Origin of the sequence: Pseudoalteromonas sp. bablab_jr010, from assembly GCF_016464105.1 — a bacterium.
Taxonomy (GTDB): Bacteria; Pseudomonadota; Gammaproteobacteria; order Enterobacterales; family Alteromonadaceae; genus Pseudoalteromonas; species Pseudoalteromonas simplex.
This window is the reverse complement of the sequence record NZ_JACDWV010000131.1, coordinates 1-16628: the sequence shown is the minus strand read 5'-3', so window position 1 is coordinate 16628 and position 16628 is coordinate 1. Positions and strand designations below refer to the sequence as shown.

At 41.2% G+C, this 16628-nt stretch carries 9 protein-coding genes; 1 reads left to right on the top strand and 8 read right to left on the bottom strand.

The genetic code is table 11. The features are described 5' to 3' along the window. Positions 1-472: 472 nt before the first annotated feature. The 8 genes from JIG37_RS11500 to JIG37_RS11465 form a co-directional block, all read right to left on the bottom strand. Positions 473-2230, bottom strand: a complete 1758-nt coding sequence (locus tag JIG37_RS11500) for a HEAT repeat domain-containing protein (RefSeq protein ID WP_199529399.1) — start codon at positions 2228-2230, stop codon at positions 473-475. An 18-nt stretch (positions 2231-2248) separates the two neighbouring features. Further along, complete coding sequence (locus JIG37_RS11495) at positions 2249-4117, bottom strand: hypothetical protein (RefSeq protein WP_199529398.1); 1869 nt, start codon at positions 4115-4117, stop codon at positions 2249-2251. Positions 4118-4864: 747 nt separating this feature from the next. Then, positions 4865-5869 carry a hypothetical protein gene (locus JIG37_RS11490; RefSeq protein WP_199529397.1) on the bottom strand — a complete coding sequence of 335 codons (1005 nt, stop codon included), beginning with the start codon at positions 5867-5869 and terminating at the stop codon, positions 4865-4867. 362 nt (positions 5870-6231) lie between these two features. Next, positions 6232-8772 carry an RNA-binding domain-containing protein gene (locus JIG37_RS11485; RefSeq protein WP_199529396.1) on the bottom strand — a complete coding sequence of 847 codons (2541 nt, stop codon included), beginning with the start codon at positions 8770-8772 and terminating at the stop codon, positions 6232-6234. A 609-nt stretch (positions 8773-9381) separates the two neighbouring features. Further along, complete coding sequence (gene gcvP, locus JIG37_RS11480; RefSeq protein ID WP_130050854.1) at positions 9382-12273, bottom strand: aminomethyl-transferring glycine dehydrogenase; 2892 nt, start codon at positions 12271-12273, stop codon at positions 9382-9384. A gap of 199 nt (positions 12274-12472) precedes the next feature. After that, the gene (gene gcvH / locus JIG37_RS11475; protein ID WP_054551324.1) at positions 12473-12862 is read right to left on the bottom strand and encodes a glycine cleavage system protein GcvH; all 390 of its coding nucleotides are present in this window, start codon (positions 12860-12862) and stop codon (positions 12473-12475) included. Positions 12863-13076: 214 nt separating this feature from the next. Then, the gene (gcvT, locus tag JIG37_RS11470) at positions 13077-14159 is read right to left on the bottom strand and encodes a glycine cleavage system aminomethyltransferase GcvT (RefSeq protein WP_199529395.1); all 1083 of its coding nucleotides are present in this window, start codon (positions 14157-14159) and stop codon (positions 13077-13079) included. 180 nt (positions 14160-14339) lie between these two features. Beyond that, the gene (locus tag JIG37_RS11465; RefSeq protein ID WP_054551322.1) at positions 14340-14939 is read right to left on the bottom strand and encodes a hypothetical protein; all 600 of its coding nucleotides are present in this window, start codon (positions 14937-14939) and stop codon (positions 14340-14342) included. Between the two features lie 124 nt (positions 14940-15063). Between JIG37_RS11465 and JIG37_RS11460 the strand changes: the two genes are divergently transcribed. Next, positions 15064-15909: a LysR family transcriptional regulator gene (locus JIG37_RS11460; RefSeq protein WP_054551321.1), complete on the top strand. Its 846-nt coding sequence runs from the start codon at positions 15064-15066 to the stop codon at positions 15907-15909. Positions 15910-16628: the final 719 nt, after the last annotated feature.

The following is a 16628-nucleotide window of genomic DNA, read 5'->3' as shown; positions in this document are numbered from 1 at the left end:
CTTACCGACTTGAAAAACATTTTTTGCCAAGTCGATGCTAATTAGGTTAAATTTTGACATGTATGGATTCCTTATTGGTAAAAGTAATTGTCCAATCTCTTTATACCGTACTCACCCTGTTTGGGGGAGGAGTCCATACATCTCCTACAACTCGAATTTCGCCTCTTTCCCCTTTACTCTTTCTAACTCGCAAACTTTTCAATCTGATAGATCTTATGCTCATCGCGCGAAATAAATTTCACGCCTACGGATGAGCATTTCAATTTAACTATGCGCAGGCATAATCCAATCTAACTTCTGACGACTGGTATCTCTTTTTCGGCGTTAAAACGCCTCCTACAACTCGCATCTCGCTAACTTTTCAATCTGATAGCTGACGGCTGAAAGCTGATAGCTCCTTTACCCTTTCCCCTTGTATCTCGCTAACTTGTTGGGTTTCTCTCCGCTCTACCCAACCTACCAGCTGATAGCTCTACGAACCATACAGCGCTTTCATTAATTGACGCAGGTTCTTTTGATTAGTTTCCGTCTTAACCAGTGCTTTTAAACGGCTTTTCACCTCTGGTTTTGACTTCGCTTGTTGACTTAACGCCGATATAGCGGCACTGCGAATATCTTTCGGGTTACTAGCGTCAGCAAAGGCATAAATACTATCGACTTGTTCTGCGTCTAACTCATTATTACCCATTGCCTTTAATATCGCCCCTTGCGCTTTACTATCAGTTTCTTGATTTAGTTGATTACTCAAGTAATTCAAACTGGTTTTACTTGGCATTTTTGCCAGAGCCTCTGCCGCATTTAGGCGTAATCTTGGACTGTCGCCAGCTAAATAATCACCAATAAGCTGTTGATGATCATAGTCTCCACTATTACCCAGTGCGGTGATTAGGGCTGATGCTTTTTGCTCCGTTGCACTTGAACTTAATGAATCAGCTAACTTTTGTGTTAACTGAGTTGAAAACTCACTGCCCTGCTGATTTTTTGCAATCGCCCCCATTACCATTAAAGCACTATAAGCCAGCTTAGAATTTTCTTCATCAATACCATATGACATGGAATACTCAAAAATCGCCTCAACCTGCATGTCAGTTAACGGCTTTTCACTGTATTTTAGTGCCATTAAACTTCTAAAGCGCTGATTTGGTGAAAATAAACCAGGCTCAACAAATACCTCTGTCAGTAATTGTTTTGAATTAACTGAGTCATGCTTACCTAGGTACATAAACAATTTACTTTCCAAAGGATCTGCAATTGATTTAGTTGATATAAGCTCTTTTAAGCTCATCAAATACTGATCATTGTCATAAAGAAATTGCAAAAGCGTTTTTCGGTCTCCCTCTAGCCAATCCATACTTTTTAAAGCAGTGATAAACGCTTCAGTATTTTTTAATGGTTGAGGCGGCGCTTTAGGGTAAACCCAATCTGTGCTTAAATTTTCCCATTGATTAGGGTCTTCGGGTAATTGCAGTAACCTTGCATCATCGGGTATCGATTGATTTGAGCGATTTAAACTTAGTGTTTGCTGTACTTCAATATTCATACTTCCATCACTACTACTGACTTGAATATGACTATTTCCGAGGGTTTTTGTTAACCAGCACTTATCGTTTTCAAAAGTAAATTCATCACTAATAATGTTCGCCGTTTCTAACTGCATTAGCTTTTTCGCAGCGTTAGTACTTTGCCTAGTGTCAGTTGGTTCTAAGTAACTGAGTTTATTTCGCTTTAGTTTATTATCAGCTAACACTGTGTAGAGTGATTTGTACTGACCGATATCATCTCGCTCTTTAACCCAATACTTATCCCCCTGTAAATTTTCAGGGGGGTTTGCACGGTGAAAGGCACGGTATAAAGCAATCAGCTTTTGTTGATCAGCCGCTTTTAATTTAGCGTTAAACCGATAATCTAAAACTTCACCTGAGTTATTGCTAACTTTCACAGCAAAAGGCACAGCATACTCATTGCTGGTACTCACTGTTTTAATCAACTTTGCTTGAGCTTGGTATAGCTCAAAACCCAACCAGTGAAATTTTTCTGCAACTAACAAAGGCCGATAAATTAACCGCCCTTGCAAGTCAAACTGGCTTTTTGAGGGACTATTCATCGAAACAATATTCGTATCAGCTTTTGATTGAAGTTCACCCCAAACAGTACAATGAGGCACTGCATAAGCAGCCGAAGCATAGCCTAATAAAGTGCCAAATAATAAACTCAGTTTAATTAAACGCATTATACCTATGCCTTCATACTAATAATTTAAGGTTGCTGATTCGTCTAAAATTGTCCAGCTTTTATCGTACAAGGTACTAGTATCGTAGATAGTTTGAGTTTTGGTTTTTGTCTTAACCGTGCAACACCACTTGTATTTAGGGTATTTCACATAAACATAAAATTCACCGGAAATAGCCTCAATATCATTCGTTACATCAATCCCTAAGGTGATTTTAGAATCAGTGATAGCTTTAGCTAAATCCGCATAAAGTGTGGCATTAAATGTATCTGCAATAATTAAGAAGTCGATACCAACACCGCCACTTGCAATACCTAAGTTTATTTCTGCAGTGGCATACGCATCCATGCTGGCAGTAACAATATCTCCCCCTAAGTCAATTCGGCTATTGCTGTAAGCTAAACCAACACCTAAATCCAAGCTGCCAGTGACGCCAGCCTCCACTGTCACCGGAACAATTACAATGGTGAACGTCGTTTCAACCACTTTTTGCTCTTCGCTCCAGCTATATCCTAAAGACTTGTCTAAGGCCGTTAACGTGTCGCCCTCGTCAATTAAAGTGTCACCCAGCACACTAAAGTTTGCTGCATAGGTAATCTCACCATCACTTACATTTGCACTCGCTTCAGCACTGGCACTAACCAAACTCGCTGATTTATCAAATAGGTAAAGATCTAAATCTGCTTCAACTAGCCCCTCAGCTGAACCACCATTACTAGAAGAAACATTCATATAGCTATAAAAAGAAGGGCTGATTGCCACAGCGTCACTGTCACCATAGGTAGCACTCCAACTGCCAACTTTGGCCAAGGTTGTTGCTGATGAAGCTGTAGTCTGCATCGCTGATGCTGACGCTATTGTTGTTTTATTACTATTTAGCTCTACCGATTCTGCAGTACTCACTTCATCATGATAAAGCGCATAAGGTACTTCAACGGTAATACTATTATTTTCGCTATGAGCTTCAATTTCATCAGAGTTGTCGTGGAAGGTAAATGTCATGCTAAAACTGTTTTCACCACCATCGTGATCAAAATCATCGTGTATCGCTTTTAGCAATACGCCATTTACTGCAACATCCCAAGGAAAGTAATGAGATTGCTCATGATCAGGAAACTTAATACGCATCGTCTCCATATAAGCTTGTGCTTGCTCATTCCATAAGTGAGCATGATAAGTCGTTTCGCCGATGGTTATTGTTGCACTGATGTCAGCCTCGTTGACTGAATTACCAAATTTGGTGGCATTAATAAAACCTATTAAATCAGGTACTTTTTGCGTTGGTTCACCAGTACCTGTGGTATCTCTTTTACCCGGGCCAGGAAAAATAGCAAAGCCGTCGCCCACTTTAAGTTTATCTAAAACAAAATCATGGTAATGACCATCACTAATGGTTACTGAGCTATAGGTGCTTTCGTCACCAGATTCAATGCCGCGGGATTTATTATCTGTAACATCAACTTCGTTTGAGATCACACCACTTGTGTCAACAAAAGCGGCAATAATAAATTCACCCGATACGAGATCTTCATTTGGTAAAATTAATGTTGCTGTATGATTTTGCTCGCCTTCTTGTAACTGCTCGATATAAAACTCACCCAAATCGTAGCCATCAGGCTCATCTTCAGTTTCGAGCTCAGCGACTTTACTTCTTTCAATTAAAATAAATGAAACACCAACATGTTCATTCGTTAATAAGGTTGTTTCGGTACTGAAATCAACTGTGATCTGTTGTCCTGGTTGATAAACGTCATCGGAGACTGAGGTCATAGATTTCAAAGCGACATTAGCAACAGCTTCTTGTTCGGTAGAGTCATCATCAGAACACCCAACTAGTGAAAGTAGGGATAAAGCCAACACAGCACTAATCCTTTTACACTGATTCATATTACGATTCCTAATTATTGATTGTAATTTCGACAAACTATTAATTAATAAAATGCTTACTTCTACTAACAGTCCGACCGACTTCTTTTCGAAACGGATAAGCTTTAACCCACTCAAATTGGGGTACAAAAGGTTCATATTTCAAAGGGTAAATCACAATAATGGATGAATTATGGAGGGATAAAAAAATTTAATAGGTGCGAGGGACGAGGAAGGAGATAATAGATATCAGTCGTTAGAAGTCAGATTAGATTGTGCCTACGCATACTTAAATTGGAATGCTCATCCGTAGGCGTGAAATTTATTTCGCGCGATGAACATAAGAGCATCAGCTTGTAGGTTGGTTAGAGCGGAGCGAAACCCAACATTTGTAGCTATCAGATTACGAACACAAGTTTGCGAGTTAGAAAGAGTAAAGGGGAAAGAGGCGAAATTCGAGTCGTAGGAGGCGTTTTAACGCCGAAAAAAGAGTTATTAAATATCAGTCGTTAGAAGTCAGATTAGATTGTGCCTACGCATACTTAAATTAGAATGCTCATCCGTAGGCGTGAAATTTATTTCGCGCGAAATATATTTCACACCTACGGTATCGGGATTAGCCATAGCAAGGTACAGGCACAATCTAACCTAAACCTTATGGCTTAAAGCTCTTTTGTTTTAATCTGATAGGTGACGGCTGAAAGCTGATAGCTCCTTTCCCCTCGCTAACTTATCGAGTTTCGCTGTGCTCTGCCCAACACGCTGTTATTAATCCCCTTCAAACCTTGTTGCACAACCTATGCCTATGCACTCAACACGGCTGTCGAGTTCTAACAGCTCTAAATTATAGCTTTTGCTAACATTTACCTTTTGTAGTGGGTTATTAAAAAGGCTGATATCTACTAAATTTGCATGTTCACGTAAATCAATGTTTTTTAATTTGTTATTCGACAAAAAGAGCACTTGGAGCATGGGGTTTGCTGTTAAATCGATAGTGCTTAAGCGATTATTACTGGCGTAAAGTGCAGTTAACTTTTTATTATGGCTTATGTCTAAAGCGCTAAGCTGGTTGGCATCTAGGTTTAGTTCGCTGAGCATCTTGAACTTGCTTAAATCTAGGTTTTTTAACTGATTATTTGCAAGCTCAAGATTACGAATACCACTCGGTATATTTACTTTTGTGAGCTTATTGCCCGACAGGTTAAGTTGATATAGTTCAGAATTAACAAGCGTCAATTCACCTGTCAGCTTATTATCATTAAGATCAAGCCATGTAAGTTTACTGTTAGTGCTTACATCAAGCTTTGAAAGCTTATTACCACTCAGCATTAAAGTCTCTAACTCTTCGTTGTTACTTACATCAATACTCGTAAGGCTATTTTGGCTTAAATTAACATGGAAAAGCTGGCTGTTGTGGCTTATGTCGATTTCGGTCAGCTGGTTTGGCACTTTCTTATCGGCAGGTCTACTTGTAATGCCACCAATTTCACCAACTATGAAGCTATCCCCTTCATTACTGAGGACGAGTTTTGTTAAGTTACTAAAATGCTCAACCCCTTTGGCTGAGGTAATACCGCGATCTCTGCAATGTATTTTTGTCACCTCCCCCACAGTTTTATAGCCACTTTCTTGTAAACACGTTAAGAAATTAGCATCTGCAACCACGCTCTCTATTGGTGTATCGTCATTAGCCGAAACACCAGCAACCCCAAGATTTAACACAAGCAAACAGGCCAAAGCCCTTTTAATGCGCACAAAGTTCCCTTTAAACATTCTTTCACCTTAAATTTTCAACAACATAATCAGGTGGTTAAGTAAGAGGTTTCACCACCCAACAGCAAAGCATGCATAATACAGGTTATTTTATTCTTGTACCCATATAAATACAAAAATTATTTCAAAGTTGTTTTTTAATGGGATCGCGCGAAATAAATTTCACGCCTACAGTGCTAGGTGCAAGGTGCAAGGTGCAAGGTGCAAACAGCATAGTGTTGGTTGTGGGTTGGTAATGGGGTTAGGAAAAAGAAAGGCCTGACCCCATGTTTCAGTGTGGCACCATGTTTATTGAGACTTTTGCTCGAAATTATTAGTTTCAGAGTAATATTTCTATCTGCTAACGCCAAGAGCAGGTGCAGCTACGCTGACACCTGCATTTTCTTGTTGCGTCTTGAAGCTCTTATGTTTCGATATGTTTGATCCAACTTTAAAGCCAGCGCCTCCCTATTTCCAGAGCCGCCTCGTATAATTTTAGACGCCCACTCAAGGTTATCTCTGAGTTCTCGAAACGCTTCTTCTGAAACTAGTTTTTCATCCATAAAAAACTCAGATACTTCCATCATTCTATTAAAATTTATGCTTCTGATGTCTCCGCCGTTTACAGCATTTATAATTGCTCTGCCAGCGACCTCATACATAGAATTATTAACCGACTCTTCCCAGATAGCATCAACAACCTCAATACTTAAATCTTTAAATTGCCCCCACTTATCTTTTCTAGATATCTTTAATAACTTTGACAAGTGTTCATAACAGGCAACAAAGTAGCGAATTTTCTTTTCATAACTTTTAGCACTTCTCGCTAGACTGTAACTAGCATGTACGTAACGCTCTCCCCATTGAGCATCAAATTTACCGATACTGCGTAGAGCATTATTACAAACATCTAATATTGCACTACTGCTGCCATAGTTAACTTCTGTCTGATACCACATCTCAAAAAAAGCAGGTTTTCTTTGGCCTTTAATAAATGCATCAGAGAATGACTTCCTCGCAACATCACTAGTAACGTTAGGATCTTCATAGTCGGTTTTTGCGAGGATAAAGAAAAGATCACTATTTTCTTTGTATCTTGGTTTTTTTATAAGTGAAAGAGCAGTATTTCTTGAGTCATCATATCTTTTTTCATTTAATAAGGAGTTGCATTGCCTAACGGCTGCTCCAACCTCAGGTATATGGATTTGAGAATTTGCCTCTAACCCCTCACAAATCTCTCTAATTCTACCTATATATTCGTCAGCGTTTGGTACTATATCACTTGCTATGGAAAGAACTAGTTTACTTATAGATGAGGTGCTCTCAAATCTTGGCTCTTCTTCTATAAACTCAATACTACTTATCAGAAAAAGGCTTCCGAGCTGCTCGATTGATGTATTAATTTCTGAATTTTCAAAGTCTGTATACTGATGTAGTTCACTACGTGACAAAGAGCCGACATAACAAATAGTTAGTAGTATTTTTATTGCTTCGGGTGATAATTCAGTAACTTCTTTCCTTAATGCCGCTTCTCGTACCGCATCCCCACTTTTTCCTGACCAATCTATAATTGCATTATCTACTGAAAGTCCTAACTTGCATAATCTTAGTATAGACTCAGTAAATAATGGTGAACCTTCAGATGCTGCATTTAACTTCTCGATATTTTTATTATTAAGTTTTTGAAGGCCAATCGAGTCACACATAGATTCAACAAGATCTTTATATTCCTCCCCACTTAGACCTGGAACTAAGATTGAAGAATCGTTTGAATAAATATTGTTAGCTCGTGTTGTCATCAATATTCTAGATGAAGTATTTGATATAGAGCGAGCAATCTCCATAATACGTCTTTGCTCTTCAGGAGAGTTTGAGTCAATGTCATCTATAACAATAAACGATGGAGTTAAATTTAATCCCTCTCTTGCAGATCTTTGCAATTGTTGCAAAGTATACTCTTTAACTTCTTCCGGTAAAAAGCCTGTTCTCAAACAAATCTCTTTGAGAAGTGACTCAAGATCTTTATAGTGAGTTTCTGGTGTGCCAACATACTGATTATATGAAGCCTTAAACTGTTGTCTCTTTGCCGTCAGCCAGATAACCTGTTCAAACAGCTCAGTACCTGACTTGATTATCAACTGAGAAAACTCATACGCAATTGATGTTTTTCCCTTACCACCATCAGCGGCTAAAACCTTAGTGTATTGAAAGTCATCTGAGAGCCAAGACCATAATTCCTGAATTATTTCAAATCTGCCTATAAAATTTGGACATATGAAGTTTTGATCTGGTAAGTTATGTTCGATTATATTCTTTCTTACTTTCTTAGATTCACTTTCCTCGAGATTGAAATCTCTTTCAGAAACAAGAAATTCAAAATCAGATTGAGAAACAACTTTTTTACACTCATCCATCTTTCTGATATAAACAGCATCCTTCTCTAAAATTATTTTGCCTTTAGAGTTGGCTCCATCATTTACCGCAGCTATGGAGTGAATTCGTTTATCTCTCTTAGGAATATGAAGCAAACCAACAAGAACATCATTTTCTGAAGAAGAAATAAGTACCTCTACATATGTAAGGTCAAGTCTCTGGTTGAAATATCGATCAAACTGGCCTCTTAACTTTTGTTGGTCGATTAGTTTTTTATCTACTCCGCTTAGAACAAACGTTGTATCTTTCTCAACCTCATCAACACCAAAAATCACGTACCCACCAAAAGTATTGTGGAAACTGATAATCGACTTTAGTGTTTTTAGATATGCATCTTTGGTGTCCTCAAATGTCTTTTTGTAATCCCAAAGTTCACATTCTTTCGGTAGACATGTGCCATCACTTCTTACAAGTTTTTCTATTACTGATTTGGAAACATCACCACACAGTATTGAATCGTAAATTTCTTGCTTAATTTTAATTATATCCATATGGGTCTCTATATAAGTTTTTAATTATTCTGACCAATGCTCCATTAAGTGGCTGAAAAGGTTTGGATAAAACTGTGAAGCTAAACCAAATCGAGCCAAACTTTAGCAGTCCCGTGCTTAAACGACTTAAAAAACACTACCACGAAACGCGACAGATTACAGCTTTAAATCACAAACGCTCAGATCTTGCTTTTTAACTTTTCTCTAACCAATTCACGCGAAATAAATTTCACGCCTTCGGTATCGGGGTTAGTCATAGCAATGCACAGGCACAATCTGACTTAAAACTTATAGCTTAAAGCTCCTTTACTCTTTCCCCTTTCTAACTCGCTAACTTGGGTATTTTTAATCTAACTTCTAACCACTGATATCTAATATCACCATTTTTTCGGCGTTAAAACGCCTCCTAGAACTCGAAACTCGTTCCTCGTAACTTTCCCCTATCAACTCACTAACTTGTTGGGTTTCGCTCCGCTCTACCCAACCTACAAGCTGATAGTTCCCTTCCCCTTTACTCTCGCTAACTTTCCCCTTGCTAACTTTCTCCAAAACACAAAAAAGCCGTTGCATTGCTGCAACGGCTTTTTGGCATTTGAGTTTAATCAAACCTTAGTCACGGTATGTCTCAACCGCTGGGCATGAACAAACTAGGTTACGGTCGCCGTATACGTCATCAATACGGGTTACTGTAGGCCAGAATTTGTCTTTTGCTACGCTTGGTACTGGGAATGCTGCGTAGAAACGGTCGTATGCACGATCCCACTCATTGCCTAGAACGTCTGCTTGTGTGTGCGGTGCAAACACTAGCGGGTTGTTTTCAATTGACCATTCGCCAGATGCGATACGGTCGATTTCTGACTTGATTGACACCATTGCTTCGATGAAACGGTCGATCTCAACTTTAGACTCAGACTCAGTTGGCTCAATCATTAGTGTGCCTGCTACTGGGAATGACATAGTTGGTGAATGGAAACCATAGTCTTGTAGACGTTTAGCTACGTCCATTTCTGTAACGCCTGTTTGCTCTTTGATTGGGCGTAGGTCAACAATACACTCGTGCGCAACGCGGTTGTTACGGCCACGGTATAAAATTGGGTAGTGCTCGCTTAGCTTCTCAGATAAGTAGTTAGCGTTCACGATAGCCATTTCTGTTGCTTGTTTTAAGCCTTCAGAGCCCATCATAGCAATGTATGCCCACGAGATTGGTAAAATAGCTGCTGAGCCGTAAGGGGCTGCAGAAACCGCACCGTTACCGATGTTTGTGCCAGCAACATTAATTACGCTGTGGTTAGGCATAAATGGCGCTAGGTGAGATTTAACACCGATAGGGCCAACACCTGGACCACCACCACCGTGTGGAATACAGAATGTTTTGTGTAGGTTAAGGTGCGATACGTCAGAACCGATTGAACCTGGGCTTGTAACACCAACTTGCGCGTTCATGTTTGCGCCGTCCATATACACTTGACCGCCGTGCTCATGCACGATGTCACAGATTTCACGAATTGTTTCTTCGTAAACACCGTGTGTAGATGGGTATGTGATCATGATACAAGATAGGTTTTCAGATACCTCTTCGGCTTTCGCCTTAAGGTCTGCCATATCAACGTTACCGTTTTTATCACAGTCAACAACCACGATTTTCATGCTTGCCATTTGTGCAGACGCTGGGTTTGTACCGTGCGCTGAACTTGGGATCAAACATACGTTACGGTGACCTTCACCGCGTGACTCGTGGTATTTACGAATCGCGATTAAGCCTGCGTATTCACCTTGCGCACCTGAGTTAGGTTGTAGTGAAACTGCATCGTAACCTGTGATGTTTACTAACCAATCATGTAGTTCTGTCATCATGATTTGGTAACCCGCTGCCTGATCAAGTGGGCAGAATGGGTGTAAGTTTGCAAACTCAGGCCAAGTGATTGGGATCATCTCAGCTGTCGCATTAAGTTTCATTGTACATGAACCTAATGAGATCATTGAGTGGTTAAGCGCTAAGTCTTTGTTCTCTAGGCGCTTGATGTAACGCAACATTTCAGTCTCGCTGTGGTACGAGTTGAAGTTAGGGTGCGTTAAAATTTCGTCATCGCGTACTAGGCTTGCAGGAATTGAGTTGCTGCCATTTACTTCGATTTCGTTTGCAAGTGCATCAACGCTCAGACCGTGGCCTTCACCTAAGATGATGTCGAATAGCTCAGCTACGTCTGCACGGGTTGTTGTTTCTGATACAGAAATTGAGTATTCACCTGCGCGGTTAGACGCAAAGTTAACGCCGTTTGCTACTGCACGTGCAACGATTTCGTCTTTATTATCTGCAACAACAGTCAGTGTATCGAACCATGTGTCGTGCTTAAGGTTTACGCCTTTCGCTTTTAAGCCTGCCGCTAAGATATCTGCAAAACGGTGGATACGCTCAGCGATAGTTTTAAGGCCTTGTGGACCGTGGTAAACCGCGTAGAACGCTGCCATGTTCGCTAGTAGTACTTGCGCAGTACAGATGTTTGAATTGGCTTTTTCACGTCGAATGTGTTGTTCACGTGTTTGCATTGCCATACGTAATGCGTCGTTACCTAAGCGGTCTTTAGAAACACCGATAATACGACCTGGTAGTGAACGCTTGTACTTGTCGCGTGTTGCGAAGAATGCAGCGTGTGGACCACCGTAACCCATAGGTACACCAAAACGCTGTGCTGAACCAAGTACTACGTCTGCACCTAATTTACCTGGCGCTTTAAGCATTAATAAGCTCATGATGTCTGCAGCAACACATGCAATCGCTTTTTTGTCTTGTACTTGTGCGATTAGGTCAGTTACGTCAGTGATTTCACCGGTTGTTGATGGGTATTGGAATAATGCACCAAAAATCTCATGATTAGCCGCTTCGCTTGCAGGACCAACAACTACTTCAAAACCAAACTGGTCTGCACGTGTAGCAACAACGTCGATTGTTTGTGTATGTACGTCATCAGCAATAAAGAAGATGTTTGCTTTTTTAGCTTTAGCAACACGCTTTGCAAGGCCCATTGCTTCTGCAGCAGCCGTTGACTCGTCAAGTAATGACGCGCTTGCTAAATCAAGACCAGTTAGGTCTAGGGTCATAGTCTGGAAGTTTAATAATGATTCTAAACGACCTTGTGCAATCTCTGGTTGGTATGGTGTATACGCAGTGTACCAGCCTGGGTTCTCAAGTACGTTACGTAAAATTACGTGTGGTACGTGAGTTGGGTGGTAGCCTTGACCGATGTATGATTTGAACACTTTATTTTTGCTTGCTACTGATTTTAAGTAGCTTAGTGTTTCAACTTCAGTGCGGCTTTCGCCAATTGATAAACCTTGCTCTAAGCGAATGCTTGCAGGTACCGTTTGACCGATCAGCTCTTCAACACTCGATACTCCAAGAGCGCTTAGCATGTCGCTTACTTGCGCTGGGCTTGGCCCAATGTGACGGCGAATAAAATCTTGCTTTTGCTCTAATTGTTCAAGAGATTTGGCGTTTGACATTTGTCCAGATTCCTATGATCCAAAAAAAAGTGGTTACTGCCAATGGGTAACTGGCAATAACTTAAAAACAGGTTGATTCAGTAACTTACAGCGTATGGAAAAGTAAGCTATAAAATCATAAAAGCCCCTGTGAAACCCAAGCTACGCATTTAATTAGCTGGGGATCTAGACGGGGCTTTTAGTCGGCGTGACTAATTAATTAGTCTTCGTCGATTGTGTTAGCGTAGCCTTCAGCGTCTAACAGGTTATCAAGCTCTGATGTGTCAGATGCTTTGATACGGAATAACCAACCGTCAGTGTACGGGTCGTTATTTACTGTTTCAGGCGAATCTTCAAGCTCTTCGTTGATTGCAACGATTTCACCGCCGATTGGTGCGTAGATGTCTGATGCTGCTTTTACAGACTCAGCTACTGCGCAGTCTTCACCCGCGTCAACTTCATCACCAACTTCTGGTAATTCAACGAATACCATGTCGCCAAGAAGTTCTTGTGCGTGCTCAGTGATACCTACAGTAAACGTACCGTCACCTTCGTCGCGAACCCACTCGTGTGAAGTAGCATATTTTAATTCGCTTGGGATATTGCTCATCTTTTTGTTCCTTTGGTTCTGATACCAATCAACTTAAATATTTAACCATTCTAGCGGTCTAAATAAAGCGCTAACAGCGTTATTAATTTCTCAGGTAGAACAACTACATATCAAAATTAATGCCTTGTTATCACTCTATTTATCTGTCGCTATAAGTGGCTAACAACTCAACATGATTGGCATTATTAGGTGATAACACCAAATTTTTTATAGTTTAGATAACTGATTTGCCGTTACGTACAAAGCAAGGTTTAACAACCTTAACGTTAACCAGTTTTTTACGCATCTCTACTTGGGCTGTTTCGCCAGTTGTACGCGGAACGCGTGCTAGCGCAACACTGTGACCAAGGGTTGGTGAGAATGTACCAGAGGTAATCACCCCTTCACCACCTTCAACGATGACTTTTAAACCGCTACGCAATACGCCTTTTTCTTCAAGCACTAAACCAACTAGTTTGTCTGTGCTCTTGTCAGCGCGTTGCTGCTCTAATACTTCACGACCGATAAACTTACGATCTTCTGGCTCCCATGCGATTGTCCACGCCATGTTTGCAGCAAGTGGAGAAACACTTTCGTCCATATCTAGGCCGTAAAGGTTCATACCCGCTTCAAGACGTAACGTATCACGTGCACCTAGACCCGCTGGCGCTACGCCTGCGTCTAGAAGTTGTTGCCATAAATCAGCAGCTTGATCGTTAGGCACTACGATTTCATAACCATCTTCGCCAGTATAGCCTGTTGTCGCAATAAATAAATCACCTGCTTGCACACCAAAGAAAGGCTTCATACCTTCAACAGCAGCTTGTTGCTCTGCATTAAGTACTGTTGCTGTTTTAGCACGCGCGTTAGGGCCTTGAACGGCAATCATTGCAAACTCAGGACGCTCAGTAACCGTTACGGCGAAATCAGCCGAAACTTTAGCTAAATGCGCTAAATCTTTTTCACGTGTTGCTGAGTTAACTACTAAACGGTAGTTCGTTTCTGAGAAGAAGTAGATGATTAGGTCGTCGATTACGCCGCCTTCTTCGTTAAGCATACCTGTGTAAAGTGCTTTACCTGGTACAGCTAACTTAGCAACGTCGTTTGCAACTAGCTTACGTAAGAACGCTTGTGCTTGCTCGCCTTGAATATCGACAATAGTCATGTGAGATACGTCAAACATACCTGCATCTGTGCGAACCGCATTATGCTCTTCGATTTGTGAGCCGTAGTTGATTGGCATTTCCCAGCCGTGGAAATCAACCATTTTTGCGCCAGCTTCAAGGTGCTTAGCATGTAAAACTGTTTTAGAAGTCATAATATTCCTTCACTTTTAAATTAACCCACAAGTTGTGGGGCGTGGCCTCAATTTAATGAGGGGGAATAACATGGGCGGCGATTATACATTAGTTGCACAGTTGTCACACCCAAATTGCGATTTTGTAACTAAAAAACAGCTAAACACCCAAGTGCGTAGCTGTTTTAAAAATTTTATGTTTTAAGCAACGTTGGCTAAGGCTAAATCAAATCCGAGCTGCTGTAAGTGCGTTTGCCATTTATCAAGCTCTGCTTGGCGCGCCACCAGCTGAAATTGCTGTGTTGCTTGGTTATCTATGGCGGTAATAAATACCTCACCGCTTTGTGCACCATAGCAGCTGCGCATGTCTGATAAACGCAGTCCCGGCGTTAGCTTAAAGCTGTCGACCAAGGCATCAAACGCTTGCTCACCACTTAGGGTTAGTGCACTTAAATCGTCACGCATTACGTAATCAATGTCGTAACGTAGTTGTTGCTCATTAATAAGCGACTGTAATTGCACGCTGGCATCTTTACCTAATACAAAACGAAATGCAGTTTCGTTAAAGTAATACAGGGCATAAGCGTAGCTGCTTGTTAGGTCATCGTCTAATGAACTACGTAAGCCTAAACCGCAGGCGGTTAGCTTATTAATATCAAGACCTAAAATAGCCGTTAAAAATGGGATTGCTTCAGTGCCACTAAAATCCATAATGGCAGTATCGCTATTAGCTTGTAGCACGTTGTCTGCTGGGGTCTCAGCTTGGCTGTGGCGAGCAAACATTATTGGCGTAAAAGTCATATGTGACACCTATCAATCGTTAATGCTTGAAGTATATTGCGCCGTGCTGGCAACAACAAATTGTAATTATTTATCAATTGATAAATAATGCTTATATACATAGCCCTATAAATAGAATTTTTTAATGAAAAACATTTCTACCGATAGTTTACGTACTTTAGTCACTGTTGTTGAAGTTGGCGGGTTTGCCAAAGCGGGTGAATTATTAGGGCTATCGCAACCGGCTGTGAGCTTACAAATAAAGCGCCTTGAAGACATGCTGGGCCATAAGCTGTTTAAAAAGCAAGGCCAGCGCCAAGTACTTAATCAATATGGCGAACTGCTCATGCCATTAGCTAAGCAAATGCTGCAACAAAACGATGCCATTTTACAGCAGTTCACCAGCGAAAACGTGACAGGTAAAGTGCGTTTGGGGATCCCCAGTGAATTTGCTGCACGTATTCTACCTTCGATCATAGGTGACTTTGTGGCCCTCTACCCTGACGTATCGCTCGAAGTGCGTTCTCGTTTGAGTAAGCATTTATTGTCGGTCTCGCGCCAAGATCAATTCGATTTAGTACTGGCATTAAACGAAGAGCTAGAATCTGCCAAGTTCCCTATTTTTATGCAAGACCAACTAGTATGGGTGGGCGATTTAAACCTTGCACAGAACGATGTGGTAACGCTTGTAACCGCCCCCGAGGGATGTATTTATCGCCGCCGCGCAATCGAGGCGCTACAAAGTGCGGGTATTAAATACCGCATTGCCTACAGTAATGCCGACTTAACTGGCCTAACTGCGGCGTTAAAAGAAGGCTTAGGCATTACGGTACTCGCAAAAAGCACCGTACCGAATGAGCTTAACTACCAAATACAAACCAAAGACCTCCCCGAGCTTGGTCAAATCGGTATTAGCTTAATTAAACGCACCGACGACCCCGGCACCGCCGTAGATAAACTCGCCGAATTCATCGCCCTACGTTTGACGTAGGCTTGAGTTAGCGAGTTAGCAAGTTAGCAAGATTGTAGCCGTGATTTTATATCTCGTAGGAATGGTGCTAGGGGCTAGGGGCTAGGGGCTAGGGGCTAGGGGCTAACAGCGTAGTGTTGGTTGTGCCTCCCCTATGGCTTTTTTCGGCGTTAAAACGCCTCCCTCGTCTCTTATCTCTTCCTTCGGAACTCGTACCTTTCCCCTTTACTCTTTCTAACTCGCTAACTTTTCAATCTGAAAGCTGATAGCTGAAAGCTGATTGCTCCAAAGTTGGGTTTCGCTCCGCTCTAACCAACCTACGAGCTAATGAGTTAAGCACTGTAAGTCGTCATTTATGGCGACACATAATCGCTAACATTGACGGGCTAAAGCCCGACCTACATCTTGCTTCTGTGGTTTAGATAAGCATCGCGCGAAATAAATTTCACGCCTACGGGTATGCATTTCAATTTAACTATGTGCAGGCACAATCTAACTTCTAACCACTGATATCTAATATCACCATTTTTTTCGGCGTTAAAACGCCTCCTACAACTCGCATCTCGTTCCTCGTATCTCGCAAACTTTCAATCTGATACCTGACGGCTCCAAACGTTGGGTTTCGCTCCGCTCTAACCAACCTACGAGCTAATGAGTTAAACACTGTAAGTCGTCATTTATGGCGACATATAATCGCTAACATTGACGGGCTAAAGCCCGACCTACATCTTGCTTCTGTG